The sequence below is a fragment of the Winogradskyella sp. SM1960 genome (genome assembly GCF_020179375.1).
Taxonomy (GTDB): Bacteria; Bacteroidota; Bacteroidia; order Flavobacteriales; family Flavobacteriaceae; genus Winogradskyella; species Winogradskyella marina.
In genome coordinates this window covers 759,477-783,591 of the sequence record NZ_JAICBG010000001.1, presented here as the reverse complement: position 1 = coordinate 783,591, position 24,115 = coordinate 759,477, and the positions used below count along the sequence as shown (strand labels likewise).

The 24,115-nt window shown below is 33.5% G+C and carries 20 protein-coding genes; 7 read left to right on the top strand and 13 right to left on the bottom strand.

The window, feature by feature from the left end; translation table 11 throughout:
• Positions 1-59: 59 nt before the first annotated feature.
• The 6 genes from K1X16_RS03545 to rpsO all read right to left on the bottom strand — a co-directional run bounded on the left by K1X16_RS03545 (position 60) and on the right by rpsO (position 8,051).
• Complete coding sequence (locus K1X16_RS03545) at positions 60-1,259, bottom strand: glutamate-5-semialdehyde dehydrogenase (protein ID WP_225035050.1); 1,200 nt, start codon at positions 1,257-1,259, stop codon at positions 60-62.
• 25 nt (positions 1,260-1,284) lie between these two features.
• Positions 1,285-2,064 (bottom strand): glutamate 5-kinase, encoded by a 780-nt coding sequence (proB, locus tag K1X16_RS03540; protein ID WP_195869777.1) that lies wholly within the window; start codon positions 2,062-2,064, stop codon positions 1,285-1,287.
• Positions 2,065-2,066: 2 nt separating this feature from the next.
• Positions 2,067-2,873 carry a pyrroline-5-carboxylate reductase gene (gene proC, locus K1X16_RS03535; protein ID WP_195869776.1) on the bottom strand — a complete coding sequence of 269 codons (807 nt, stop codon included), beginning with the start codon at positions 2,871-2,873 and terminating at the stop codon, positions 2,067-2,069.
• 287 nt (positions 2,874-3,160) lie between these two features.
• Positions 3,161-4,585 (bottom strand): glycosyltransferase, encoded by a 1,425-nt coding sequence (locus K1X16_RS03530; protein WP_225035049.1) that lies wholly within the window; start codon positions 4,583-4,585, stop codon positions 3,161-3,163.
• Between the two features lie 661 nt (positions 4,586-5,246).
• Positions 5,247-7,502, bottom strand: coding sequence for a polyribonucleotide nucleotidyltransferase (locus K1X16_RS03525; protein ID WP_225035048.1), 2,256 nt, complete (start codon positions 7,500-7,502; stop codon positions 5,247-5,249).
• 279 nt (positions 7,503-7,781) lie between these two features.
• Positions 7,782-8,051, bottom strand: a complete 270-nt coding sequence (rpsO, locus tag K1X16_RS03520) for a 30S ribosomal protein S15 (RefSeq protein WP_195869771.1) — start codon at positions 8,049-8,051, stop codon at positions 7,782-7,784.
• 192 nt (positions 8,052-8,243) lie between these two features.
• Between rpsO and K1X16_RS03515 the strand changes: the two genes are divergently transcribed.
• Positions 8,244-9,356, top strand: a complete 1,113-nt coding sequence (locus K1X16_RS03515) for a sensor histidine kinase (protein ID WP_195869770.1) — start codon at positions 8,244-8,246, stop codon at positions 9,354-9,356.
• 65 nt (positions 9,357-9,421) lie between these two features.
• On the opposite strand, the gene accD is transcribed toward K1X16_RS03515, so the two are convergent.
• From accD to K1X16_RS03500, 3 genes are all read right to left on the bottom strand, one after another.
• Positions 9,422-10,279 (bottom strand): acetyl-CoA carboxylase, carboxyltransferase subunit beta, encoded by an 858-nt coding sequence (gene accD / locus K1X16_RS03510; protein WP_195869769.1) that lies wholly within the window; start codon positions 10,277-10,279, stop codon positions 9,422-9,424.
• Between the two features lie 231 nt (positions 10,280-10,510).
• The gene (fbaA, locus tag K1X16_RS03505; RefSeq protein ID WP_195869768.1) at positions 10,511-11,578 is read right to left on the bottom strand and encodes a class II fructose-bisphosphate aldolase; all 1,068 of its coding nucleotides are present in this window, start codon (positions 11,576-11,578) and stop codon (positions 10,511-10,513) included.
• Positions 11,579-11,727: 149 nt separating this feature from the next.
• Positions 11,728-14,313, bottom strand: coding sequence for a BamA/TamA family outer membrane protein (locus K1X16_RS03500; RefSeq protein ID WP_225035047.1), 2,586 nt, complete (start codon positions 14,311-14,313; stop codon positions 11,728-11,730).
• A 162-nt stretch (positions 14,314-14,475) separates the two neighbouring features.
• On the opposite strand from K1X16_RS03500, the gene K1X16_RS03495 reads away from it, so the two are divergent.
• Positions 14,476-15,210, top strand: coding sequence for a TrmH family RNA methyltransferase (locus K1X16_RS03495; RefSeq protein ID WP_225035046.1), 735 nt, complete (start codon positions 14,476-14,478; stop codon positions 15,208-15,210).
• Here the strand turns inward: K1X16_RS03495 and K1X16_RS03490 are convergent.
• Both K1X16_RS03490 and ubiE read right to left on the bottom strand, forming a co-directional pair.
• Positions 15,197-15,913, bottom strand: a complete 717-nt coding sequence (locus tag K1X16_RS03490; RefSeq protein WP_225035414.1) for a porin family protein — start codon at positions 15,911-15,913, stop codon at positions 15,197-15,199. The two genes, K1X16_RS03495 and K1X16_RS03490, sit on opposite strands and share 14 nt — an antisense overlap.
• A 1-nt stretch (position 15,914) precedes the next feature.
• Positions 15,915-16,646 carry a bifunctional demethylmenaquinone methyltransferase/2-methoxy-6-polyprenyl-1,4-benzoquinol methylase UbiE gene (gene ubiE / locus K1X16_RS03485; protein WP_195869766.1) on the bottom strand — a complete coding sequence of 244 codons (732 nt, stop codon included), beginning with the start codon at positions 16,644-16,646 and terminating at the stop codon, positions 15,915-15,917.
• 203 nt (positions 16,647-16,849) lie between these two features.
• Between ubiE and trkA the strand changes: the two genes are divergently transcribed.
• The 4 genes from trkA (at position 16,850) to K1X16_RS03465 (ending at position 20,932) form a co-directional block, all read left to right on the top strand.
• On the top strand, positions 16,850-18,199 hold the full coding sequence (gene trkA, locus K1X16_RS03480) for a Trk system potassium transporter TrkA (protein ID WP_195869765.1): 1,350 nt from the start codon (positions 16,850-16,852) through the stop codon (positions 18,197-18,199).
• A gap of 5 nt (positions 18,200-18,204) precedes the next feature.
• Positions 18,205-19,707, top strand: a complete 1,503-nt coding sequence (locus K1X16_RS03475; protein ID WP_225035045.1) for a TrkH family potassium uptake protein — start codon at positions 18,205-18,207, stop codon at positions 19,705-19,707.
• Positions 19,708-20,016: 309 nt separating this feature from the next.
• A complete protein-coding gene (locus tag K1X16_RS03470; protein WP_225035044.1) occupies positions 20,017-20,298 on the top strand; it encodes a hypothetical protein in 282 nt (93 codons plus the stop codon).
• A 376-nt stretch (positions 20,299-20,674) separates the two neighbouring features.
• On the top strand, positions 20,675-20,932 hold the full coding sequence (locus K1X16_RS03465) for a hypothetical protein (RefSeq protein WP_195869761.1): 258 nt from the start codon (positions 20,675-20,677) through the stop codon (positions 20,930-20,932).
• A gap of 102 nt (positions 20,933-21,034) precedes the next feature.
• Here K1X16_RS03465 and K1X16_RS03460 read toward each other — a convergent pair whose 3' ends face one another.
• Together K1X16_RS03460 and K1X16_RS03455 are read right to left on the bottom strand one after the other, a co-directional pair.
• Complete coding sequence (locus K1X16_RS03460; RefSeq protein ID WP_225035043.1) at positions 21,035-22,219, bottom strand: pyridoxal phosphate-dependent aminotransferase; 1,185 nt, start codon at positions 22,217-22,219, stop codon at positions 21,035-21,037.
• A 19-nt stretch (positions 22,220-22,238) separates the two neighbouring features.
• Complete coding sequence (locus tag K1X16_RS03455) at positions 22,239-23,339, bottom strand: fatty acid desaturase family protein (RefSeq protein ID WP_195869759.1); 1,101 nt, start codon at positions 23,337-23,339, stop codon at positions 22,239-22,241.
• A gap of 144 nt (positions 23,340-23,483) precedes the next feature.
• On the opposite strand from K1X16_RS03455, the gene rsmG reads away from it, so the two are divergent.
• Complete coding sequence (rsmG, locus tag K1X16_RS03450) at positions 23,484-24,113, top strand: 16S rRNA (guanine(527)-N(7))-methyltransferase RsmG (protein WP_195869758.1); 630 nt, start codon at positions 23,484-23,486, stop codon at positions 24,111-24,113.
• The last annotated feature ends 2 nt before the right edge of the window (positions 24,114-24,115 follow it).

Sequence of the window (24,115 nt, the reverse complement as noted above, 5' to 3'; positions counted from 1 at the left end):
AAATCCTAATTTATTGATCTGAATTTTAGAATTCACAAGCATCTTGGTCATTTAGATGTCTAAACTCTAATCTGACCGTCACCGTAAACATAATATTTATTGGTTACCAATTGGTTTAAGCCTAAAGGCCCACGATGATGCAATTTGTCTGTACTAATAGCTAACTCTGCGCCAACTCCCATTTGACCTCCATCAGTGAATCTAGTAGATGCATTATGATACACGGCTGCGCTATCTACATTATGCATAAAGGTCATTGCCTCAGATTTATCTTCTGTTATAATTGAAGCCGAATGTTTACCTGAGTGTGTATTGATCATATCAATGGCTTCGTCTAAATTCGCTACTTCTCCTATAAGCACTTTTAATGCTAAAAATTCTTCATCCCAAATCTCTTGATTAGAAATGACTTCTTTTTGAGATAAAATTTTAGAGACCTTATGGTCCACTACAATTTCAACCTTGTGTTGTTCTAATTTTTCTTGAAGCATTTTTAGTTTGGTATCGTACTGTGGTAAATTCTTATTGATAAGAACTTTGTCTAAAGCATTACAACCCGAAATTTTATCTGTTTTAGCATTAATTATCACATTTACTGCTTTGCTCCAATCCGCATGTTCAGATACATATAAAAAGTTGTTTCCACGACCACTAATTAAGACAGCACATGTGGCATGAGTTTTTACAAAGTTAATTAAACGCTCACCGCCACGTGGTACAATTAAGTCTAAGGGTTCCGTAGGATTTCTAAGAAATTCTTGGGTTTCTTCGCGTTTTAAGTGTAGAAGTCTAATCCAATCTTTAGTTAATCCGTTTTCTTCTAAGGCTTCGTGCCAACATTGTTCTAAAATAAGATTACTATTTAAAGCTTCTTTTCCTCCTTTTAATAAAATCTTATTATTGGCTTTAAAGGCTAAAACGGCCGCTTCAATTGTAACATCTGGTCGCGATTCGTATATGATTAAAATAGTACCAAACGGCGCTGTGGTATTAACGATGTTTAATTTATTCTTTAAAGTTTTGTTGGTTATTTCACGTCCAACAGGGTCCTCTTGAAGCATTACATCGTTTACAGCAGCTATCATCTCATCAATCTTTTTGTCATTCACAATAAGGCGATCGTATAAGGCTTGATCTTCTTTTTGAAAGGCATTTAAATCCTTTTTGTTCGCTTCAATAATAGTCTGTCGTTCGCGATCTAAAATCTGAAGCATTGATTTTAAGACTTTATTTTTTATTTCTGTATTTAAAAGTTTCATGTTTTTTATTTTAATTAGAAGTTACTTAGGCACTAATAAATTTAGTTCCTACTTCTTTATTATTTAGAATATCTACAATGACATTTTCTCGTTTACCATTGGCGATATACGTTGGAATATCTTTATTAGCTGTTCCTTTCGCTATTTTTAATTTTGAAGCCATTCCTCCTCGGCCTTCGCCTTCTTTTTTATCTGACTTTTGAACGTATTTCTCTACATTTTCATTCGTCTTAACTTCATTTAATCGAACGGAATTGTCGTCGTCTGGATGACCTGTATAAAGACCATCGGTATCTGATAGGATAATAAGTCTATCTGCATCAATTAATTCGGCAATTAAACTTGCTAACTCATCATTATCTGAAAACATAGACATAGTAAGTGAAACAGCATCATCTTCATTTGCGATTGGAGTTACACCTTCAGCAAGTAAACCTTCATAACAATTAATCATGTTTTCGCGGTGTTTTCCTATGTCAAAATCTCGCTTTGTCGCCAGTACTTGTGCACATCTCATACCATAATCGTGAAATATACTGTAGTAATGTCTCATCATTCTAGGCTGGCCTACAGAAGAATAAACCTGTCGTCTTATAGACTTGTCTTTAATGTTTGTTTCTCCTAAGACTTCCATTCCTGCCATTGCAGAGCCAGATGATACTAGGATAACCATAATATCTTCTTCATACAGAACGGCAATTTGCCTTACCAATTCACGAAGAACTGGACCTAAAATTCTATTATCTTTATTTGTTAATACGTTGGTTCCTACTTTTACGACCACACGTTTTATTTCGTCACTCATAATTATTTGTCTTTACCCAATTCTACAGCACGATCAAAAGCAGCATAAGCGGCATCTTGAATAAGCTGTTTTACATTATTATCTTCCATAGAATCAATGGCGGCTTGGGTTGTGCCTCCTTTTGATGCTACTTTATCTATCCATGATTTTGGTGAAATATTATTTTGGTTGAATAGCTCAATTGCACCTTCAAAAGTGCTACTCACTAATACTTTGGAATCGTAATCTGAAAATCCCATTTCTTGTGCAGCTTCTAGCATAGACTGCATAAAATAGAATACGTACGCTGGACCACTACCAGAAATTCCGGTGGAAGCATCAATAAACTTTTCTGTGTTTACATGTATTGATGTACCTGTGGTATCTAAGAGGTTTCTAATCATTAGAAGCTCTACTCTAGAGACTGCTTTAGATTCTGTATAAGAGGTAACACCTTTACCTACTTGTGCAGGTAAGTTGGGCATCGTCCTAATGACTTTGTTGGCGTCTAATTTTTGTTTTATTGTGTCTATTGTTACACCTGCCATTAAAGATACAAAAACTTGATTGGTGTTTAGCATTGGTTTCATTTCTTCAAATAAACCATCGCTATGATATGGTTTTACCGCAATAAATACGATATCTGCCTTTGGTAGACAATCGTTTAAATCATCATAAACAATAAAGCGAGCATCTTTGCTCAGGCTTTCTATTTTTTTTGGATCGGTATCATAGATTTTTAATTTATGTTTGCTAAGTAGTGGCGATTCTGCCATACCTTCAGCATAAGTTAAGCCCATATTTCCGGCTCCAATTACTAATACTTTCATAATTTTATTTAGTTAATAAGTTAACTGTCAGTTGCCTTTATTACCACAACATCTATGCGACAGTGCCAAAAAGAAATTATGATTTAGAGAATTTTGATATCCTAAAGATTTTGTTATTAAAGTTGAGATATTAGAATTTTATTGCGGAATTAAGTTGAAATATGATAATTTCATAAAATGCGATCTTGCCTAATTGTGACAGTTTGTCGGTGACAAAATGGTAAATATGTAAGAAAAAGCCTATAAAAATAGAATTTTATAGGCTTATAAGTTTTTGTCTGAAGTTGTTATGCGGTTTCAACCAACTCACGAGTCAACCATCCTCTTCTACTTGCCGTTGCAATCGCATAAGGTGTAATCCAAAATAAAGCGAATGTAAACAAGATACTATACGAGTAGGCCCAAAATCCTTGAGTGTTCTTATATTGACTAGTGAAAAATATCACCGAAAAAGTTGAAGCGATCAAAATACTAACCAATGTAGAGCCTAAAAATAATAATGGATGTACTAAGACAAAGAACAACATTGAAATTAATAAAGGGTAACTCATCAATATTTTTAAGAACTGGCTTATAAATAAGATTCTAGTTCCAGATTTGCCTTTGGCTCTAAAATTAGTGAATACATATTTTGCCATTTCTAAATTCTCTCTCACATTGCTTCTTCCCCAACGAATAAACATTTTGTATAATCCCATATATTGTTCGGGTACATTGGTAAAAGCCACAGCATTCTTTTGAAATAATACGTGCTTACCTTGTTTTAAGATCATGTTCGTCATGGCTCTGTCTTCCCCTATATCGGAAGGTTTCCCCATAAAGGTTTGATTAATCCATTCTGGTAAACAATTATGAACAGCCGTACTTCTATAGGCCGCTAATGCTCCAGGTGTACACAATACAGAGTTTAGATTACTTTCGGCAGATCGCACAAACTCAAAACTCAACACAAAGCTTACATCGAGCATTTTAGGAAGCATTTCCTTTTTGTTGTTTAAAACTCTAATGTTTCCGGCAACAGCACCACAATCTTCGTCTTTAATAAATGGACTTACTAAGTTTCTAAGGGTATCTTCAGTGACGATAGAATCACTATCTACTGTAACATAAATATCTCCTGTTCCTAAATTAAACCCACGGTAAAGGGCATGACGTTTTCCTTGGTTTTCTGGCTGTTGATAGATTTCTAATCGATCGCCAAGTATCTTTTTGGCGTCAAGCATCCATTCCCAAGTATCATCCTTACTACCATCATCTATAGATATAATTTGTAATTTTTGTTTTGGATAGTTGCTATTGTCTAAACTTACTAAGGTATCATAAACTTGCTTGCCCTCGTTATAAGCAGGAACAATAACTGTAACTGTTGGTAATTCTTTATCTGAAACAGAAGCTATTGACTTATATTTAAAATAATTGTAAGCTTTATAAAAAAAGAATAACACCTTAAAAGCAAAAAGGGTTGTTGCTAAAACTATAAAGGCATATCCAATAGACGAGCTCGTTTTATAGGCGTTGAATTGTTCAAAATCACCATAAAAAACATACAGGAAATAAATACCCATGCTAAGAAGTAAAAATGTACTTAATAGTACAATTTTATTGTTTGGGTTTTCTGTTTTAGATTTACTATTGAGAAATAAATTGAAGGAGTTTGATAGTTTTTTTGTTTTAGAAATAAGTGTCTTTGATTGTGTTTTTTTTGAGGCCATAGAAGTTGTTTGTGGTTTTTTGTGGTTTAATTAAGTTTAATATATCTACGTGCGATTTTTCTGTTTAGACTGTTTTTAGATTTTATTTAACATTAAGTGACAGGTTTTAGGCTTGATTAAATTTTTGAAATCATATGTAAATTACAGAATGCATATAGATAGATTTCTAGTTTTATAGGAGTTCTATTGCACTATTGGTAATGCTAATCCCCTGAAATTATGGGTGAAATAAAAACGTTAATAAGTTTTGTAAGTCCTAGTATTGTTGAGTTTAATACAATGTTAAAATTGCCGTATCTATAAGAAAGAAAATGTAACTCTTAAAGTTGCAATGCAATAAGGAAAGCATGTGAAACAAACAACTATCTTGGTGAGATATTAAGATCTAAAAAATAATTTTTGATAGTAGTCAATACTATAGTGTTATTTCTGCAATAGACAAAAGGGGTAAGTAGGAGTGGATTTAAATACTATGAAATCTGTACGTCTTCATAATAAAACGTTGTCTATTATATAGGGCTCAGGAATTGGACTTGAAAGTGTTGTAGCTACAGTTGTGACCTATAAGGGTAATTGCTGTTGCTTTTGATATAAGGTTGTGATACAGAAGAAGCCCATCAATTTTGATGGGCTTCTTAATATATTGAGGTGTAAGGATGACTTAATTATCCTTTTTACCTTCTCTAGGTTTACGATCATCACGTCTGTTATCACGTCCGCGATTATCTCTTCCTCTGTTGTTATCACGTCCACCACGACTATTGTTGTCTCTTGGTGGTCTTTCCTTAAAACCTTCTGGTTTTGGTAATAACGCTTTACGAGATACTTTCTCTTTTCGTGTTCTAGAATCAATTCCGAAATATTTTACATCAAAAACATCTCCCATGTTTACCACATCAGATACATTTTCTGTACGTTCCCAAGCTAATTCAGATACGTGTAATAACACTTCGTTTCCTGGTGCATCCATATACTCAACAACAGCACCAAAATCTAACATTTTGATTACTTTTACTTCGTAAACGCTACCAACTTCTGGCTTAAATAAAATAGCATCAATTTTTGCCAATACAGCATTGATTCCTGTTTTACCAACACCCATAATTTCAACAATACCTTCTTCAGTCACTGGATCTTCGTTAATAACGATAGTGGTCTCAGTTTCTTTTTGCATTTCTTGAATCACTTTTCCACCAGGTCCAATTAAGGCTCCGATGAATTCGTTTGGTACACGTCTTGTTACCATTGTAGGCGCATGATCTTTAACATCTACATTTGGCTCAGCAATAGTAGACGTTAATTTTTCTAAGATATGTAAACGACCAGCACGTGCTTGTTGTAAAGCATTCACAAGGATTTCGTATGATAATCCTTTTACTTTAATATCCATCTGGCAAGCGGTGATACCATCTGCAGTACCTGTAACTTTAAAATCCATATCACCTAAGTGATCTTCATCACCTAAAATATCAGATAATACAGCGTATTTTCCAGAATCTGCATCAGAAATTAATCCCATTGCAATACCAGAAACTGGTTTTTTCATTTGAACACCAGCATCCATAAGCGCCATTGTACCAGAACAAACTGTTGCCATAGAAGACGAACCGTTAGATTCTAATACTTCAGATACAACTCTTACGGTGTAAGGACAATCTTCCGGAATCATACCTTTTAAAGCACGTTGTGCTAAGTTACCATGACCAACTTCTCTACGAGATGTTCCACGGATTGGTCTTGCTTCACCTGTACAAAACGGTGGGAAGTTATAGTGTAAATAGAAACGCTCTTCTCCTTCTTGAGATGGCATATCTATTTGGTTAGCATCTCTAGATGTTCCTAAAGTTACTGTTGCTAAAGCTTGCGTTTCTCCACGTGTAAAGATTGAAGAGCCATGTGTTGATGGTAAGTAATCTACTTCACACCAGATTGGTCTAATTTCGTCAGTCTTACGACCATCTAAACGTAAGCCTTCATCTAAGGTTAAATCTCTAATCGCAGCTTTTTCAGCTTTACGGTAATAGTCAGAAACTAAACCTCCGTAATCTGCTAATTCTTCTTCAGAAAACGTCGCTTTAATATCTTCTTTTATTTGTTGAAAAGCAGCACTTCTTTCATGCTTAGAAGATCCAGCTTTTGCAATAGCATACACTTTATCGTAAGCCATGTCATGTACTTTCTTCTCTAAGTCTTCGTCTTTTCTTTCTGGTTGGTATTCACGAGTCGGTTTTTTACCAAATGCTTCTGCTAATCTAAGTTGCGCAGCACATTGTATTTTAATATGCTCGTGAGCAAACTTGATAGCTTCTGCCATTTCTTCTTCAGAAATCTCATCCATTTCACCTTCTACCATCATCACAGAATCCGCAGAAGCACCAATCATCATATCAATGTCAGACGTTTCTAATTGCGCTAATGTTGGGTTGATAATGAATTCACCATTAACACGTCCAACTCTAGCTTCAGAAATTGCACATTCAAAAGGGAAATCTGATAATTGAATCGCTGCTGAAGCAGCTAATCCTGCCATTGCATCTGGCATAACTTCTGGGTCATGAGACATTAACTGAATCATTACCTGAGTTTCAGAATGGTAATCTTTTGGGAATAGTGGACGTAAAACACGGTCTACTAAACGCATTGTTAATACTTCACCATCACTTGGTCTTGCTTCTCTTTTGAAGAAACCACCTGGATAACGACCTGCAGCTGCAAATTTTTCTCTGTAGTCTACAGTTAGTGGAAGGAAGTCCACATCTTTTTGTTCGTAGTTAGAAACAACGGTACATAATAACATACATTTTCCTGACTGAACAACAACAGAACCATGAGCCTGTTTTGCTAATTTTCCGGTTTCGATAGAAATTTCTCTACCATCACCTAGGTCTATGACCTCTTTGAAAGTTTTTGGAATCATAAATTTTTAATTCTAGTAATGCTGAACATTAAGCTTTCCTGTGCTGAGCGCAGTAAAAGCATAGAAATGTGCAGCATAAATGTTAAACAATGGTCTCCGCCTAAACTGGACGGACAGAGTTGTGTTGTTGTGTGTAGTTGTTATGTGACCAATGAAAAACCGCGAATCCTAATATCACTTTAGGATTTTTATGCTATTTTTTTTACGATTGTTTTACTCTTACGTTTGAGCTATATAAAAACAAAAAGCCACGCTAAATGCGTGGCCTTAATATTGAGATTATTTTCTTAATCCTAATTCTTTAACTATCGCACGATATCTTAAGATATCTTTCTTAGTTAAGTAATCTAGTAAAGCACGACGCTTACCTACTAATTTCACTAATGAACGCTCAGTGTTAAAATCTTTACGATTGTTTTTTAAGTGTTCTGTTAAGTGATTAATTCTTACTGTAAATAATGCAATCTGTCCTTCTGCAGAACCAGTGTCTTTTGCGTCTTTACCGTGTTTTTTGAAAAGTTCTTCTTTTCCTTTTTGATCTAAATACATGCTAATATTATTGTAAATGATTTTTATGTACACGAAAGCCTATCTTTCGAGCGGCAAATATACTACTTTTTTGTGATTTGGGATTTTTTTCGTAACTTTTTGATATCCTAAAGAGTATAATTATGTCCTAACTAAGATTTTCCCTAATAGTAAAGTAGCTTTCAGTTGATTAATCCTTATTAAACGATATGTATGAAAGTTTCAAATCATTTGCGGAATTTCTCTAACGCATACGATGTTTTAGAGCGCACATTTAACAATACCTATAATGGTATTGCTATTGTAAATTTAGATGGAAATTGGTTAAAAGTTAACGAGAGTGTCTGCGATATTTTTGGATATACCAGATGGGAACTTTTTAACATGGACATAAATAACATTGTTTATGCTCAAGATCTTGGTATTCACGAAGAAAAATTTGAAAATCTTATTAATGGTAATATTGATAAATACCGTGTAAAGCAGCGTTATTTTCATAAAAATGGTTCCATTATTTGGGTGTTAGTTTCTGTATCATTAGTTTATTTTAAAGGGGGAAGGCCTCATATGATTTGGCAGTTTACAGATGTTACCAACCGTAAGAAAAGTGAAGACAAATTAAAAACGATGCTTAGAGTTGCTAAGGAGCAAAATGAAAGACTAACATCGTTTGCTAATATTGTGACGCATAACTTAAGATCACACTCTGGTAATTTATCATCTTTAACTGGTTTTTTAGAGGAAGATTATACTTATTTGACAGCAAATGAGAATTATCAATTACTAAAAAAAGCAATTGATAACCTTCAAGAAACCGTATCGCATTTAACTGAGGTCGCAAAAATTAGAGAGATTGAAGACTCTAAAATGGAAGCCCTTAATTTATATGATTATTCTCAAAAAGCCACATATAATATTATTGCTTTAGCGCAAAATGCTGAAGCTATAATCTATAATCACATAGATGAAGACGTTTGTGTAAAAGGAATACCAGCCTATTTAGATAGTATAATATTGAATTTTATTACCAATGCCATTAAATATAAATCCCCAAAAAGAAAGCCTATTATTGAATTGAGTTCGCGAGTAGACGACGATTATGTGATACTTAAAATTAAGGATAATGGATTGGGAATTGATTTAGAAAAGTTTGGAGATCAACTATTTCAGATGTACAATACCTTTCATTGTAATGAAGATGCCATTGGTATTGGGTTATTTATCACTAAAAATCACATTGAATCGTTAGGTGGAAAAGTAGAGGTGATTAGTAAAGTGGATGAAGGTTCTGAATTTTCAGTGTTTTTTAAGAAAGCAGAACTATAAGGTATTGTAATTTTTTAGGTTGAAGCAAAAAAAAAGAGGCTTTTTAAACCTCTTTTGTTCTGTTATTATGCTCGTACGGGTTGATTTTTAATTAAATCGATATACAAGTTAACTTTTGATTTTAAGTCTTTACGGTGTGTAATAAAATCTAAGAAGCCGTGCTCTAATAAAAACTCTGAAGTTTGAAAACCTTCAGGCAGTTCTTTACCAGTCGTGTCTCTAACAATTCTAGGACCTGCAAAACCGATTAATGCGCCTGGTTCTGCGATATTAATATCTCCAAGCATTGCAAAAGATGCCGTTGTACCTCCGGTTGTAGGATCGGTACATAAAGAAATATACGGAATACCAGCATCTGCCATTTGCGCTAACTTAACAGAAGTTTTAGCTAATTGCATTAATGATAATGCCGCTTCCATCATTCGTGCACCACCAGATTTACTAATTATCATTAATGGTGTTTTCTTTTTAATGGCATAATCTGCTGCTCGTGCTATTTTTTCACCTACAACAGATCCCATTGAGCCTCCAATAAAACTGAAATCCATACAGGCAATAACCAAATCTTGACCGTTAGATTTGCCAACTGCAGTACGAACTGCATCTTTGAGTTTTGTTTTTGCTTGTGCCGCTTTTAAACGGTCTGGGTATTTTTTAGTGTCTTCAAATTTAAGAGGGTCTTTAGACGTTAAATTAGGGTCTAATTCGGTATATTTATTATCATCAAATAGAATTTGAAAATACTCGTTACTTCCTATTCTTACGTGGTAACCATCTTCTGGACTGACATAAAAATTTTGTTCAAGTTCTTTAGTATCTATAATCTTACCTGTTGGAGATTTGTACCAAAGTCCTTTAGGTGTGTCTTTTTTTTCTTCTGTTGAGGTATGAATACCTTTCTCTTTTCTTTTAAACCAAGCCATGTCGATATACGATTTTATGATTTGCGATTTTGGGTTTTTACAGACCTCAAAACCGTTTTTTTAGTTAGTTGTAGTTTGTAGTTATACTGGGTACAAACTTACTGTTTTATTAAATATAACTCAAAAATAGAGAAAAGTATCTCAATAATTGCGTTTTATTAATCAAATAAAAACCCATTAAAACTCTGATATTTAGTTCTAATGGGTTCAAAAATATTTAAAGAAATAAACTTATAATGTATCTACATTGTTTAAATCTTCGAATGCTTTTTTAAGTCTTTCTACAAATGCATCTTCACCTTTACGCAACCAAACACGAGGATCGTAGTATTTTTTGTTAGGTACATCATCTCCTTCTGGATTACCTATTTGAGTTTGTAGGTAATCTTTATTGTCTTGTACATAATCTCTAACACCACTTAAAAATGCATACTGCATATCTGTATCGATGTTCATTTTAATAACTCCGTAGCTAATGCCTTCTCTGATTTCTTCAACAGTTGAACCAGATCCACCATGGAAAACAAAATCGATATGATTGTGTTCAACACCGTATTTCTCTGAAATATGATCTTGAGAGTTTTTCAAGATTTTTGGGGTTAACTTTACGTTTCCTGGTCTGTAAACACCATGAACATTACCAAATGCCGCAGCAATTGTGAATTGATCACTTACTTTGCTTAACTCTTCATAAGCGTAAGCAACTTCTTCTGGTTGTGTGTATAATTTAGAATCATCGACATCTGTATTGTCTACACCATCTTCTTCACCACCAGTAATACCTAATTCAATCTCTAATGTCATACCAATTTTGCTCATACGCTCAAGGTAGTTTTTACAGATTTCAATATTTTCTTCTATTGGTTCTTCAGATAAATCAATCATGTGAGAACTGTAAAGTGATTTTCCAGTTTCTTTATAATGTTGCTCACTCGCATCTAATAAACCATCGATCCAAGGCAATAATTTTTTTGCACAGTGGTCTGTATGTAAAATTACAGGTACACCATAGGCTTCTGCCATTAAGTGAACATGTTTAGCGCCTGCAATTGAACCTGCTATGGCTGCTTTCTGATTCTCATTACTTAAGCCTTTACCTGCATTAAATTGTGCGCCACCATTAGAAAATTGAATAATAACTGGTGCATTTAATGATTTTGCGGTTTCTAAAACAGCATTAATAGAGTTAGAGCCAATGACATTTACTGCTGGTAATGCATAGCCTTTTTCTTTAGCATGTTTAAAAATATTCTGAACTTCTTTTCCTGTGGCAACGCCAGGTTTAATATTATGACTCATATTTTTTTAGATTGAAAATTTAGTTATCAAAAATACGTAATTTTTGAGTATTTATAACCTCTAATCTGTTATAAAATGCCGAAAACGTTGTAGTTTTTGAAGTGAAATAATATGAACAACTGCAGTTTAGAAGCGTACCAATCGAAAATTTAAAATGGATAGTTGATTCCTATATTATAAACGGCATTTCTAAAATTGTAATCTCTAAACCATCTGTTATTTTCATTCTGCGACGGATCGTAGGTCTTAAATCCAATGTCGAAACGCAGTACAAAGAAATCAAAATCATAACGCAGTCCAAAGCCAGAACCGACAGCAATATCCTTTAAAGAATTAAAGCTGGTTAGTGTTGCTGCGTCTTCGGTGACGTTATCTAGGACATTCCAAATATTACCAGCGTCGACAAATACAGCGCCTTGAAGAGCTCCAAACAAACTAAAACGTTGTTCTGCACTTAAGTGAATTTTAAAGTTAGCTTCATTAAATTCGTTGGTTGTTTTAGAGCTGCCTGGTCCAAGGTTAAACGCAGTCCAAGCTCTATTGTCGTTAGGTCCACCTGCAAAGAAACTTTCTGCAAAAGGAATACTGTTAGAGTTGCCGTACGGAATTGCGATACCAGCATAGCTACGAAAGGCAAATACGTTTTTTCTACCTAGATCAACATATTTTACATAATCAATTTCAGTTTTAAAATATTGCGAGAAAGTCACACCAAAAACGTCATAGTTGCCTGCGTCATTTTTAGGAACACCTGCAATGCTAGAGATACTTGTAAGTAAATTTCCGGCTAGTTCAATTCTCCACTTAAAAACAGAGAAGTCATTGTCAAATATGTTTTTTCTTTTATCCTTTTTGTAATCAAAGCTTGTTGAAAATATAAGGTTATTTTCGGTTAGTCGTTCTTTTCGTTCTTCAATAGTATTAACGGTTGAAAAATCGTTGTCACTAGACGTTAAAGGTGTGTTGCCGGCTAAAACGTCATTGATAAAAACATCGGCAGGAGCATAGGCGTTTGATAAGCTAGAATCAAATAAACTCTCATCATTCCCTATATAACTTATATCTCTTGCAATAGAATTTAAGCTAGAAAAAGAGTTGGTATAAACACCAAAGTAGTTGCTAGTGTTTAAGTTTTTTACAAAATTAATATTAAACAACTCTAAGGTGTTGGTCACTGTATTTGACGGGTACCAATTGTAACTATAGACACCAGAGATAGCTTGTTTGTCTAGCCCTATATTTTGTTGGCTAGTTGCAGACAAGTTCATTATTGTACTAGGTGACATGTATTTGGGAATAATTTTATCGGTATTAAAAGGACTAAATAACCGAGGAATAGTTAAGCGAATATTACCTCCAAACTCGTTGATGTCGAAAAAAGCAGCATCAGGATCATTGCGGTTTTCAGAGGCACCAATAGCTGCAATTCCAGATATTTCTAAAGTTTCTGCACCTCTAAATACATTTCTTATTTTAAGTCCTGTACCAAATGAAAACCCAATAGTTTGTATATTACTTGTGTTAATTTCAGGATCAAAACTTAAGCTGTATTTCTTTTTGGGCTCTAAGAATATATTCGCCGTAAGCGTGGTGTCTTCTTCATTTTCAACAAAGTCGATATTTGGATAACGAAACATTTGTAAATCATTAAGATAGCGCGATGTTCTGCTTCGTGCTAAGTCGCTATAATTATCACCTTTAGCAATAAACACGGCATCTGTAAGTGCTTTTGGTCTATACTTTAGCTTTTCTTTACTGTAAAGATTAATATCCTTATAAGTGGCAGTGTCGGTAATAGCCTTAAATCGATTTTCAAAATTATCGTCCGTATAAATATTAACGTCCTTAATTTTATAGATTTTAAAAGGTGTTGTTGTCGTAGAATCGTCACCTCTAATAGTTCTATTGGCAATAATTAAATCTGTATGTACTTTGTAATTTGTGTCAATTGTATCCATTTCAAAACGGATATAATCTTGTCCAAAATGATAAAAACCAGTATTCCTTAGATAGGTGTTAATGCGCTCGCGTTCGTTTTCATAATTCTGTTCATCAAACTGTTCTCCTTTTTTAAGTAAGGTAGTGCTGATAAATTTCGGATAAAGAGTATCTATAGCTTTACTGCTAATTATAGGTCTTAAGGAGTCTAGAGTATAAGGTTTCTTTTTGGTGACATGGTAGGTTACTTTAGCAAGTTTACTGCTATCTTTTTCTACATGGTATGAGACTTCATTGTTAAACCAACCTTTGCTATAGTAATACTTTCTAAGGTTTTTTGCTGTCTTTATAGATTGGTCTTCATCGAAAATTACAGGTGCTTCTCCAGTACGTTTTAACCATGCGTTAAAATTCCGTCGCGATTCTATTTGCCTATCAAATTGCTTTTTAGATAGTAATGCTATACGTCGTTTTACTTTGGTAGAGTCGCTTAAAACATTAGCATATATAATTGAATCTATATTTGGTCTGGCAAGATTATATATATGGAGTTTTAAAGGTGTGCTAAAATACCTTCGGATACCAGAATTCACCTTTTGCGAGATTATATTATTGATACGCTCATCTGATACATGTACGCTATCTGCAATAATTGAGTTGCTAATTATAAGGTGGTCGCCATTTTTAACACGTTTTGCTACATTACAAGAACCTAACATCACCATGCAAAAGAGAAGCAATATATAGCGATACAAAAGCTTGTAATTAATAAAAGATGTTAAAGTGGTCTGTTGCAAAGTTAAATTTGGTAAATTATTTTATTACGATTAAGAAACAAAAATAATACCATTTCTCCTATAGAAATAGTATAGTCACTTTAATTTCGAAACGTTATTAAATGAAAAAAGGTTTACTTTGTGTCCTTAAGGGTTTCGTCAAACAAATGTAAAGACATTTTAATGTTATCAAAGAATCAAATAAAGTTAATTAAAAGTTTAAGTCAAAAAAAAGCACGGCAACAAAATGGCTGGTTTATAGTTGAAGGTATAAAAGGGATTTCAGAATTTCTTAAGTCAGACTATATCTTAAAAAACCTCTATACCACAAAACCTATATTTGATGCTCCTCAAGATTTAATTTCAGAAATTTCGGAAGTAGAATTAAAAAAAATATCAGGATTAAAAAACCCAAATACAGCATTAGCAATTTTTGAAATTCCGCAGAAAACAGCAGCTCAAAACACAGGTTTAATTGTCGCTTTAGATGATGTAAGAGATCCTGGGAATTTAGGAACTATTATTAGACTTTGCGATTGGTATGGTATTAAAAGCTTAGTCTGCAGTTTAAATACAGTAGATTGCTACAACCCTAAAGTAGTACAAGCAACAATGGGGTCTTTAACACGTGTCAATATTCAATATGTAGATTTAAAACACTATTTAGAGTCTTGTAATACCGAAACATTTGGCACATTGTTAGAAGGCGAAAATATCTATACAGCAACGTTGCCAGAGCAAGGTATTATAATTCTTGGGAATGAAGCAAATGGGATTTCAGACGCCATCGAAGAAATGGTGAATAGAAAAATAACAATTCCTCAATTTGGTACAATTAAAGCAACAGAAAGCTTGAATGTTGCAAATGCAACAGCCATTCTTTTAAGTGAATTTAGCCGTAGAACTATTGAAACGTAAAGTTAATAAAGACACCTCTAGTTTGCATCTTTGAGATGTTACCTGTCCATGGACTATTAGGATCAACATCTTTTATGATTTCGTCACCCATAGCAAAGACGCCACGAATCGATGGTGTAAATTTAAAGTATAGCAAATAGAGATCTATTCCAAAACCAATCTCATAGAAATACGTGTTTTTGGTCATTCTAAACTCACCAGAGCTATTATCATCTGGATTATCTTGATTACTCGATAGGTTTAAAGCGGTAGAAACACCTCCAATAATAAATGGTTTAAAATTATTAATTCGCTTCGTTGAAATTTTTAGTAAAAGCGGAATATGTACATAGGTAGATTTTACCTCTCTAAGCAAGTCGGAATCATTGTGCTCAATGCCTTGAAAATAGCTTTCGTCATATTGAAGATTTCTTGTGGTAAAGAATACGCCAGGCTCAAGTCTTAAATTCATGTAATCATTAATACGCATATCTCCTATAAGACCTAAATGAAACCCAGCCGTTTTATCAACAAGGATATCTTCTAAGTTTTCGTTGTAATCAAAATTAAAGTCATATTGATTAAAACCCAGAAAATAACCCCAAGTCAAAAACTTTTGATCAATATTATCTACAGAGTTGGCTACTCTTTCTTTCGTAAAAAGTTGCGCAGACGAACTTTGAAATGCTATTAAAAATACGAAAAGGATAAAAAATTGCTTCATATTATGCTTTAGATGCTGTATAAATCGTTGCCACTCCCATGGTTTGTGGTAGGTCTTTGACATTAATAAACCCAATTTTTCTTAAAATATTGTTTAAAGCTTCTCCAAAAGGAAAAACCGAAGCTGATTCACTTAAATAACTATAAGCTACTTTATCTTTAGAAAAAAGCTTTCCAATGGTAGGCATAATTAATTTACAATGCACATTGTACCCTGCTTTATAAAACGGATTGGTAGGAACAGAAGTTTCAAGAATAACAAAAATACCGTTTGGTTTAAGTACTCTTAAAATTTCAGCAAGTCCTTTTTCTAAATGTTCAAAATTACGAACACCAAAAGCCACTGTTATAGCATCAAAGGTATTGTCTTCAAAAGGTAAATCTTCAGAATCTCCAATAACCATAGAGATCGTAGAATCTAAATTTTTTGCTTTAATTTTTTGACGTCCAACCTCTAGCATACCATCACTGATATCTAAACCAACGATTTCTTTAGCATTTGTAGACGCTAAATTAATGGCCAAGTCTCCTGTGCCTGTTGCAATGTCTAGGATGTTGTTAGGATGACTTTCAGAAACAAGTTTTACAACCTTTCGTCTCCATTTAACATCTATTCCAAAGGAAATTACCCGGTTTAATCCATCATATTCTTTAGAAATAGTATCGAACATTTTAGTAACCTGATCCTTTTTAGATTGGTCACTATCCTTATATGGGTTTACTTTTTCGGCCATAACAATTTTTAGCAAATATATGGATAAGTTATAAGTACTTAAAGTTCAAAATAGAAATTCACGGTTTTATAAGAAATAAAATAGATGACTCTTAGTGCAAAGCATCTTAAGGCTTTATTTTTCTTAAAAGAACTTTAATGTGATACGCGCTTAATTACTTGTAACTAATAAGTATATTTGTATTTGTATTTCAAAGAATAATAATGAAAATAATTATCGCAGGTGCAGGTGAAGTAGGATTTCATTTGGCGAAACTTTTATCTTACGAATCACAAGAAATCACTTTAATAGATACTAAAAAAGATAGTTTAGGATATGCTGGTGAACACTTGGATATTAGAACTATAAAAGGGGATGCAACCTCAATTTCTATTTTAAGAGATGCGCGCATAGAAACAGCTGCGTTATTTATTGCGGTAACTTCATCTGAAACTACCAATATTACGGCATGTGTTTTAGCAAAACAATTAGGTGCAAAACGTACTATTGCACGTATCTCAAATACCGAATTTATTGATAATAAGGAAACCGTTGGGTTTTCAAAATTTGGGATTGACGAACTGATTTCACCAGAATCTTTAGCGGCTTCTGAAATTGGATTGCTTTTAAATCAGTACGGTTTTAATGATACCTATGAGTTTGAAGGTGGAGCTTTAACCATGTTAGGCTTGCGTTTGTCTAGAACAGCAACCTTTGTAGATAAGACGGTAAAGGAAGCAGCAGAGATATATCCTGAATTAAATTTTATCCCAATTGCAATTCAACGATTAGGAACCCAATATACTATTATTCCTAGGGGTGATACTATTTTTAAAGAAGGAGATAAGGTTGTTTTTATGACTTCTAAACATGGTGATGAAGAATTATTTAAATTATCAGGAAAGGTCAAGGTTGCGATTAAGAATGTAATGGTTCTTGGTGGAAGTCAAATAGGTTTTCAAACGGCTAAAGAGTTGTGTTCAAGTAAATTTAATGTAAAACTTGTAGAAAGTAAAAGAGGTAAAGCTGAAGAATTAGCAGAAGATATTCCAAATGCATTAGTTATTTGTGGAGATGGTAGAAATGTGGATATTTTAGACGAAGAAAATATATCTGATATGGATGCTTTTATTGCCGTAACAGGTAATTCTGAAACCAATATTATGTCTTGTCTTTTGGCGAAATCTAAAGGAGTAAAGAAAACCATAGCCTTGGTTGAAAATATGGATTATTATCAACTGTCACAATCGATTGGAATTGATACGTTAATCAATAAAAAATTATTAGCAGCAAACAATATTTTTAGATACATCAGAAAAGGTGAGGTGGTTGCTATGACCAAATTAACCAATATGAATGCTGAGCTGTTAGAGTTTGTGGTAAAACCAAATTCTAAAATAACGAATAAATTCATCAAGGATTTAAAATTTCCAAAATCTGCTATAATTGGTGGTGCTATAAGAGACGGAAACGGATCTATTCCACTTGGTAGTTTTAAAATTGAAGCTGGAGATCGTGTTGTGGTTTGTTGTTTGCCACGATCTATTTCTGAAGTAGAACGGTTTTTTGCTTAATAATTATGTCTCGAATAAAACTTAATTATAAAATCATCTTCCATTTTTTGGGATTGCTATTATTGTTTAATAGTGGTTTTATGCTCATAGCGACCTTAATCAGTTTTATTTATAAGGATGGTGTAACGCTTGAATTGTTTTTAGCAGGATTAGTAACCTTATTAATAGGAGCTATAGCAATGCTTAGAACAAGAAACCATCGCAAGGAGATGAATAAGCGCGAAGGTTATATTGTAGTTGCTTTTGGTTGGATTGTTATGTCATTAACAGGAACATTGCCTTATATTGCTACAGAAGCTATTCCATCGTTTACCAATGCATTTTTCGAAACCATTTCTGGTTATACAACAACAGGTGCTAGTATTTTAAATGATATTGAAGTGATTCCTGAAGGAGTGTTGTTCTGGAGAAGTACAACACATTGGATTGGTGGTATGGGAATAATAGTTTTGGCTATTGCTATTTTACCCTTATTAGGTGTAGGTGGCATGCAGCTATTTGCTGCTGAAGCTCCAGGACCCAGCGGTGATAAATTGCATCCTAGAATTACAGATACAGCAAAGCGTTTATGGCTAATTTATGTGGGTTATACAGTTGCTGAAACTATTTTGTTACAGGCGGCAGGTATGTCTTTTTTCGATGCCATAAACCACGCATTAAGCACGGTATCTACTGGTGGATTTTCTACAAAAAATGCGAGTGTTGCAGAATGGAATGATAATCCTGCAATACAATACATCATTATATTTTTTATGTTTATGGCTGGTACTAATTTTGTACTTAGTTACTATTTGTTCAAGGGAAAGGTGTCTAAAATATTAAAAGACGAAGAGTTTAAATTGTACTCTAAATTTATCATCACTTTTACATTAATAGCTGCTGTTTTAATCTATTTCAGGGCAGATATATCTCAATCTTCTATTGCGCATCCTATGGTTTTAGGTGAAGCCGAAAGTGCACTAAGACACGGTTTGTTTCAGGTCATTTCGGTAATCACAACAACTGGTTTTATTACTGCAGATTATACTATGTGGACTCCATTTTTAACGGTTTTCTTTTTCGGATTAATGTTTTTAGGTGGTTCTGCAGGTAGTACTTCTGGAGGTGTAAAAGTAATGCGTCAATTGATTTTAATAAAAAATAGCTTTTTAGAATTTAAACGTGCATTGCATCCTAATGCTATTATTCCTGTCCGTTATAATGGGAAATCAGTTTCTAAGGATATTGTATTTAATGTTTTAGGATTCTTTATTCTTTATATGTTATCGTTTATTGTTGGTGCATTAGTGTTTTCTATGTTTCAAATGGATTTTACGTCTGCCATTGGTTTGTCAGCATCTAGCTTAGGGAATGTTGGACCTGCTTTAGGTGATTTTGGACCTGTTAATAATTATGCAGCATTACCACCTTTAGGAAAATGGTGGGCTTCTTTTTTAATGCTTATTGGTCGATTGGAATTGTTTACGGTTCTGATATTATTGACTCCTTTCTTTTGGAGGAATAGATAAAAATTCAACTTTTTTAAAGAATTTTTAAAATTTAGCTAGCCTATATTCTCATTAGTAATTCCTGTAATTTTGAAGGTTTATTTTTGTTATGCCTTGATAATCATGTTGTAACATTTCTAATAATTGTACGTCATATCTATGTAGCCAATAGTATTATTAATAATCTAATTTGTCTATTGTCGAAGGCTTCAAATCAAAGTCAATATCTCTGAACTTTCAACTGACACCCTAATTGTGTCTTTTATAGCTAAAATCACATATTACTAATTGTAAAGATGTGATTTAATTCAACCTAAAACCATATAAATTATGCCTTCTAACTCCATGAATGTAATTAACTTTAATAGAAATCAGCTTTCAAAGCGCGATAGGTTAAAGCATGTGTTAGGTGGTTATAATCCAAATCGTAAAACGGAATACAATTTGCCTAAGGCAACGACTAAGCAGTTAAAGACCATTGCTAAACGCTTAAAAGAAGAGCGGAAGTACAGGATGCTAAAAGTTATATTAGTTACTATTATTTTATCTCTAATACTTGTGGCTGTGTTGTTATATTCACTAGACGGAATAGTTGGGCTAGTATCATTGTAATTAATGTTATAGAGGACAGTAGTTAAGTAAACTATATAAAACATGAATATTAGAGTGTTAAATAGGTTGATGTTGTCCGTTCGAACGCAGACGAGAGCTATGCATTTACTATACGTATGTTTCGACTGCGCTTAACCGGACATTTGGGTTAAAATTAAGAATAGAAAACCCAACACATCCGTTGCGAGTAATTGAGTTACCTGTGGTCGATATAGGTGGCTTGCTTTGGTTGCTATTCTACTTATTTTAGGCAGTAATAAGATGGCGCTTGAGCGGTAATAATTAAACTTTTAACGTTAAAATCAGAAGTTTTATCTTATTTATTTACTTTTTAACTGAATATGTTGTATTTTAAGTAAGTACTAATAGTGTTAACATGAAAAGTAAAATAACTGAGAAAATAGCGGCTAAGGCTAAACGTGTGAATAAGAAGGTTCATTTTACAACACGTGGCTTATTGAATTCAGCCTATAAACGAACGGTAAAACGTAATTTTAAAAAGAGAAGTAAGAAGACTTTATTTGGAATAAGGCAACGTGTAAGATCACCTAAACTGAGTAAAGCGAGCCTTACGGTTTCTATGGTTTTAAAATTATTAGTATTTGCGAGTATTGCGGTTGTAGCTTGTATTTAATGTAAATCGATTCCGTACGTAACAACTACAATCACATATAAAAAAAAGAGGCTATCTATAACATATTAGATAGCCTCTTTTTTTAATATACGACCTTGGTATTTAACTTAATGCCGTCTTAATTCGTTTTATGGCTTCCTTAATCTCGTTTTGAGAAGCTGCGTAAGAAATTCTTATACAATCTTTATTTCCAAAAGCCTCACCAGTTACTGTAGCAACTAGCGCTTCTTCAAGTAAAAACAGAGAAAAATCTGAAGCATTATTTATAGTTTTTCCTTTTATCGTTTTGCCGAAGTATGACGATATATTTGGAAATACATAAAAAGCTCCTTCTGGCTCATTGGTTTTAAAGCCGTCAATGTCTCCTAGTAAATTTAAGATGAGTTGACGTCTTTCTTTAAATTCGTCAACCATATATTTTATACTCGAAGGATCTGCTTCTAAAGCCGTAATTACCGCACGTTGTGCAATACAATTGGCGCCACTTGTAATTTGACCTTGCATTTTGTTACAAGCTCTAGCAATCCAATCAGGTGCTCCTATATAACCAATTCTCCAACCTGTCATAGCAAACGCTTTAGATACACCGTTTACTGTAATAGTTCTATCGTACATATCTTCAAATTCTGCCATACTAAAGTGACCACCTTTAAAGTTAATATGTTCGTAAATTTCATCTGAAACAACATAAATATTTGGATGCTTCTTAAGCACATCAGCCAAAGCTCTTAATTCTGCTTTGCTATACACAGATCCACTTGGGTTACAAGGAGAACTATACCAAATCATTTTTGTTTTAGGAGTAATGGCAGCTTCAAGTTGTTCGGCTGTCATTTTAAAATCGTTATCAATAGAGGTTTGAACTTCAACAGGAACTCCATCACTCAATTTTACAATATCACTGTAACTTACCCAATACGGACAAGGTAAAATAACTTCGTCTCCAGTATTAAGCATAACAGACGCTATATTAGCTAAAGCTTGTTTTGCACCTGTAGAAACTACAATTTGTGGAAGTGCATAGTTGAGGTTGTTATCGCGTTTGAATTTATGAATAATTGCGTTTTTCAATTCTACATAACCATCTACTGGAGTATAACTATTGTAGTTTTGATTAATGGCTTCAATTGCAGCGTCTTTAATAAAATCTGGAGTGTTAAAATCTGGCTCTCCCAAACTTAGTCCGATAATGTCTTTTCCTTCTGCTCTTAGTTCTCTCGCTTTTGCTGCCATAGCAAGCGTAGCTGATGTGGCTAGGTTATTAATTCTATCCGAAAGTTGATTCATTTGATATAAAAATATAGAGTTAGGCTTGCAATGCTGGTCGTGCTCCCATTTGTTTTAAAAATTTGAAATGAGCGATGATTGCTTTTCTAGTAGTTTTGTATTCTTTGTATGGTAAATTAAATTCTTTTGCAGTAGCTTTTACAATTTCTGCAATTCTATCATAATGAATATGAGAGATATGTGGAAATATATGGTGCTCTACTTGGTGGTTTAAACCTCCTGTGTACCAGTTTATAATCCTACTTTTAGCTCCAAAATTAACAGTAGTTTTTAATTGGTGAATAGCCCATGTGTTTTTCATAGTACCATCTTTTTCTGGCAACGGCATTTCTGCTTCATCCATAACATGCGCTAATTGAAATACCACACTTAAAATTAAACCAGCGACGTAATGCATTATTAAAAATCCGATTAATATTTTGTACCAAGCGATGTCTGTAAGTAGAAGCGGTAACAAAATCCACATAGAAATATAAATCAGTTTAGAGATTACTAATTTACTCCAGTTTACTACTGGATTTGGGAATTTTCCATAAGATAACTTACGCTTCATATAGCGACTCATTTGTTGGAAATCTGTCGTAATTGCCCAGTTAATGGTTAATAAGCCATACAATAAAATGGAATAATAATGCTGAAACCTATGGTGTTTACGCCATTTTGTATGTTCTGAAAAACGTAAAATTCGTCCTGCTTCTAAATCTTCATCATGACCGTGAATATTAGTGTAGGTATGATGTAAAACATTGTGTTGCACTTTCCAGTTATAAACATTTCCGGCTAAGATATAAATACTACTTCCCATGAGCCTATTTACCCATTCTTTATTAGAGAATGCACCATGATTACCATCGTGCATCACATTCATACCAACGCCAGCCATGCCAATTCCCATAACTATGGTTAATAATAATTGTGCCCAAGTTGGGATGTTTAATGTAAGTAAGAGAAAGTACGGAGTTAAAAACAGTGTGAACATCACTATGGTTTTTACCCATATTTGCCAGTTTCCTGTACGTTTTATATCGTTTTCTTTGAAATAATTATTTACACGTTTGTTGAGGGTTCTAAAGAACTTGGCTGAGTCTGTTCTCGAGAAAGATAAGGTTTGTTGTGCCATGTATACTATTAATTTTATATTATAACGCTAGGGATTTAAAATCATTATAACAATGCAAAGATAGTTAATAAATAAAAGCGAGCTTAATCGATTAAGGTTAATTTATGAAGATTAAATTTAAGTATTTTTGTAAAAATTTAAAAAATGGAACTCATTCTAAAATATTTCCCGGATTTAACTGAAACTCAAATCCAACAATTTAAAGCCTTAGAAACGTTATATAAAGATTGGAACAGTAAAATTAATGTCATTTCTCGAAAGGATATTGATGAGTTGTATTTAAGACATGTCTTACATTCTTTGGGTATTGCAAAAGTGATCAACTTTGCACCAGAATCTTCTATTTTAGATGTTGGTACAGGAGGTGGATTTCCTGGTGTGCCTTTGGCTATTTTATTTCCAGAATGTCAATTTCATTTGGTAGACAGTATTAATAAAAAGTTGAAAGTAATTAATGCTGTTTGTGAAGCCATAGAACTTCCTAATGTGAAAACTACACATAGTAGAGTAGAAGCTATTGACGATACCTACGATTTTATTGTGAGTAGAGCTGTAACGACGATGCCAGAATTTACCACTTGGGTGAAAGGGAAGATTGCTAAAACTCAAAAAAACGAACTCAAAAACGGTATCCTCTATTTAAAAGGTGGTGATTTAACCGAAGAATTGAAACAGTATAAAACAGTTAAAGCATTCTTACTTTCTGATTATTTTGAAGAATCATTTTTTGAAACTAAAAAAGTCATTCATTTACCATTGAAATTCAAAGTTTAACC